The sequence below is a fragment of the Shewanella sp. genome (assembly GCF_051658185.1).
Classification (GTDB): domain Bacteria; phylum Pseudomonadota; class Gammaproteobacteria; order Enterobacterales; family Shewanellaceae; genus Shewanella.
The window spans coordinates 1-4,061 of sequence record NZ_JBOFMC010000141.1 but is presented as its reverse complement, the minus strand read 5'-3'; the positions used below and the strand labels follow the sequence as shown (position 1 = coordinate 4,061).

Below are 4,061 nucleotides of genomic sequence, written 5' to 3'. Positions count from 1 at the left end.
TGACTCTGGCAGTGCCCTAAGTTGTGGCTCAAGCGCCGTTTCAACCGCGGTTAAGGCTGACGCAGTGCCCATCTGCGGCGCTGGCAAATCCACCTTGGCCGCGTCATCCACCTGCCAGCGTTTAACGCTTTTCTCGGGCACAAAGGCAACGGCACGCAGTAACGCCATTTCGAGCCCCGACTTAGGATCCGGTGCATGGGGTAAGTCTTTACGGCCCGTGAGTAAAATTTGGTAATACAGTTGCACTTGCTCTGGGGCTAACTGCGCTGCAAAGGCCTGAATTTGGGCACTGTATAAAGATTGCTGTGCGGCCGCGGGGGCAAATTGCGTTAAGGTAATTTGATGCAGCAATTCCAGCAAACTGCGCAGCACTTCTTGAGCATCGGCGCCATAAGCCAGCACTTGGCTACAGGTTTGCATGAGTATGCTGATGTCAGCATCGGTCAATGCCTTAAGTAAGGCCAGCACATGCTGCGCGTCGATACTGCCGAGCATGGTCTGCACCTGTGTCAGCATGACCGTCCCGCCGCCAAAGGCAATCGCTTGGTCGGTCAAACTTAAGGCATCCCGCATACTGCCGTTGGCCGCTTTGGCGAGTAGACTTAAGGCTTCGAGCTCAAAGGGGAATTGCTCTGCGGTCAAAATATGCTCAAGCTGAGTGGCAATTTCCTGCTGGGTCAGGCTTTTTAAATTAAATTGCAGACAACGGGATAACACTGTGACGGGTAGCTTTTGCGGATCTGTCGTCGCTAATAAAAACTTAACGTGCTCTGGCGGTTCTTCAAGCGTTTTCAGCAGCGCATTAAAACTGCTGCGAGAAAGCATGTGCACTTCATCGATGAGATAGACCTTAAAACGGCCTCGGGTCGGGCGATATTGCACGTTATCCAATAATTCGCGGGTGTCATCGACCTTAGTGCGGGAGGCGGCGTCGACTTCAATCAGATCAACAAAACGGCCTTGAGCAATTTCAACACAACTACCACAGACGCCACAGGGCGTCGCGGTGACCCCTTTTTCACAATTTAAGCCTTTGGCAAAGAGTCGCGCCAAACTGGTTTTGCCCACACCGCGCGTCCCCGTAAAGAGATAAGCATGGTGTAAACGCTGCTGACTTAACGCATTAGTTAAAGCATGTAAAACATGACTTTGACCAACCATTTGTGCAAATGTGGCAGGGCGCCATTTTCTGGCTAACACCTGATATGACATGGAACTCCCCAGAGTGTGTAATACAAAAATGGGAGCAAGCGCCCCGAGAACGTTGAAAGATAACATGCCATAGTCGGACATGCCATCAAACTAACCCAAGGCGCCTTTGGCTGAAGCTTTATTCGCCTTCAAACTCACAAAGTTTAACCAATTCTAACCCTAACGCGGTTAAACGGGCTTCACCACCCAGATCCGGTAAAGAAATCACAAACGCGGCATCCTTAACTTCACCACCCAACTGGCGGATCAGCTTAACCGTGGCTTCAATCGTTCCGCCCGTTGCCAGCAGATCATCGACCACGAGGACCTTGTCATTGGCCACAATCGCATCGGTGTGAATTTCTAAACTGTCATGGCCATATTCCAGCTCATAGCTTTGGCTAATCGTGGCACGGGGTAATTTACCGGGTTTACGCACGGGCACAAAGCCAATACCCAATTCTAAGGCTAATGGCGCACCAAATAAAAAGCCGCGGGCTTCGGTGCCAACAATTTTAGTAAACCCTTTACCGCGATACTGCTCGACTAACAGATCAATCGTCGCGCGGTAGGCCTTTGCATCTTCAAGCAAACTGGTGACATCGCGAAAGAGAATCCCTTCCTTAGGATAATTAGGAATGGTTTTAATGCTTTGCTTTATCAAGGATAAGGTTTCTGTATTCATAGCCATCATATTTACTTAATAGGTTACTTAATCAATTCGCCAAGGCTGGCGGTAAAAACAAAACGTCCACACCAAGTGTGGACGAAATGAGGGATCTCCCAAAGCTTATGCCGCTTTAATGGGAGTTGCAACAACCTCTGAGCACAACTGCGCTGTTGGTGTGTAATTTGTGCCTTAGATCAACCCATCCCCCTCTGCGCTCAGCCGCTCTTGGGTTAACTGACAACCGAAATGAATCAGCCAAGCTCGTTTGGGCAAGCGTTAGTCAATTTCCGGAACGCGCTTCAAATAGCAAAGTAGGCATAGCGCCATCACCAACAATAAGCCTTTCACCCAAAGTAGCGGCACCACCATAATACTGATGCCAAAACTGAGCACACTCACCCACATCGCTTTGCGCTTAAGTGCCTTGCGAATCGCCCCTTGCTCCTGCCATTGAGTTAATGCATCGGCAAACCAAGGGTGAGCCATCAACCAGCCATGTAAGCGTTCACTCGAACGGGCAAAACAATATGCCGCAAGCAAAATAAAGGGCACTGTCGGTAACAGGGGGAGCACAATGCCGAGCACCCCTAAGGCAAGTGCTGTTAACCCTAACAGTAAAAACAGTCCACGCTTCAATACCATCGTCTTTAACGCCCTTTTAAAATACAAAAGCCACTCTAGGAGTGGCCTATAGTATGTCAACTCTAAATGAAAACCCGCTTAAATTAACCCAAATTGCTGTAATAACGTCAAACTTGCAGGTAGCGTCGGTAATAATAGAACTAAAATAAAACCAATAAAATAGATAACATTGAATGGATCTTTGAATGGCTGGCTACTCATTACAGCTCCTGTCGTTGTGCAAGTCTTATTGTTGGATTAGGCCTTGGGCAATTGCGCCTGTCATGATGTGAAGCGCCCCAAGAGAGTGATGTGCATCACAAAACGCTGGCATTGTAGCGGATTGCCGATGCAACAAAAACCCTTTTTATGTAGGGATATTGCAATAATCTGCCGCGGTGTGAATAAGGCTTGCTGACGCCCCACGCAGCGCCAATTAAGCCGCCATTCTAGGCTTAATCAACGGACTGGCCTCAACTCGAGTGAGCACTTAACAAGGTAATCTGCGTTTAAGCTCCTTATTTCGGCGTTTAAGCAATTCTGTCAGGGCCTAAAATAAGATAGAATGCCCGCCCTTTAACCGCTTTTGAGATAAACGACTGTGCGTGTCATTTTGGCTCCAATGGAAGGCGTGGTTGACGATTTGATGCGTGACATCCTCTCAACCATCAACCCTTATGATTTACTCGTGACCGAATTTGTCCGAGTAGTCGATCAGCTGTTACCAGAAAAAGTCTTTCTGAAACTTTGCCCAGAGTTACTCAACCAGGGCAAAACCCCTGCGGGTACCCCAGTACGCGTGCAATTACTCGGGCAAGAACCCCAATGCATGGCTGAAAATGCACTCAGGGCTATTGAACTGGGCTCACACGGGGTTGATGCCAACTTTGGTTGTCCAGCCAAAATGGTTAACCGCAGTAATGGTGGCGCGGTGCTATTACAATATCCCGACAGCATTTACGCTATTGTGCGCGCCATGCGCCAAGCCGTCCCCCAATCGCAACCGGTGACCGCGAAAATTCGCTTAGGCTATGAAGATAAATCACTGTTTATGGAAAATGCCTTGGCCGTCTACGAGGCCGGGGCGACTGAGCTTGCCATCCATGCCCGCAGTAAAGTCGATGGGTATAAACCTCCGGCTTATTGGGAATACATCACCGAAGTGCGCCAACGCTTGCCGATCCCGGTGATTGCCAATGGTGAGATTTGGAACCGCAATGATGCCGAGCGCTGCATGGCCATTACCGGCTGTGACAGCATTATGATTGGCCGGGGCGCGATATCCTTACCCAACTTAGCCGATACCATTAAAACCGGCGCAGCCCCCTACACTTGGGCACAAACCTTAGAATTAATGCTCAGTTATACCCAAAGAGAATTAACTGGCCGCAAGAGCGACTATTACCCAGCTCGGATAAAACAATGGTTTAGTTATCTGAATCGTCAATATCCTGAAGCCGATACCCTTTTCAGGGAACTGCGGATCCATAAAACGACCGCAGAGATTGTGCGCGTGTTAGCCGCGGCACAGCAAGACTTAGCGTCAGTATCAGGGCAATGATCACTGGCGGCGCGGGTT

General features: G+C 49.3%; 4 protein-coding genes. 1 reads left to right on the top strand and 3 read right to left on the bottom strand.

What is annotated here, in order from left to right:
• The 3 genes from dnaX to ACRCZA_RS05885 all read right to left on the bottom strand — a co-directional run.
• A partial coding sequence (dnaX, locus tag ACRCZA_RS05895; RefSeq protein WP_438673537.1) for a DNA polymerase III subunit gamma/tau occupies window positions 1-1,212 on the bottom strand: 1,212 nt, incomplete at its 3' end.
• A gap of 118 nt (window positions 1,213-1,330) precedes the next feature.
• Window positions 1,331-1,882 (bottom strand): adenine phosphoribosyltransferase, encoded by a 552-nt coding sequence (gene apt, locus ACRCZA_RS05890; protein ID WP_438673536.1) that lies wholly within the window; start codon window positions 1,880-1,882, stop codon window positions 1,331-1,333.
• A 255-nt stretch (window positions 1,883-2,137) separates the two neighbouring features.
• Window positions 2,138-2,503 (bottom strand): YbaN family protein, encoded by a 366-nt coding sequence (locus tag ACRCZA_RS05885; protein ID WP_438673535.1) that lies wholly within the window; start codon window positions 2,501-2,503, stop codon window positions 2,138-2,140.
• 580 nt (window positions 2,504-3,083) lie between these two features.
• Between ACRCZA_RS05885 and dusC the strand changes: the two genes are divergently transcribed.
• Window positions 3,084-4,043 (top strand): tRNA dihydrouridine(16) synthase DusC, encoded by a 960-nt coding sequence (gene dusC, locus ACRCZA_RS05880; protein ID WP_438673534.1) that lies wholly within the window; start codon window positions 3,084-3,086, stop codon window positions 4,041-4,043.
• Window positions 4,044-4,061 lie beyond the last annotated feature (18 nt).

Excerpts from the sequence above, each read along its gene's own strand:
- apt (WP_438673536.1), bottom strand. The coding sequence starts at position 1,882 with ATGGCTATGAATACAGAAACCTTATCCTTGATAAAGCAAAGCATTAAA.
- ACRCZA_RS05885 (WP_438673535.1), bottom strand. The coding sequence starts at position 2,503 with ATGGTATTGAAGCGTGGACTGTTTTTACTGTTAGGGTTAACAGCACTT.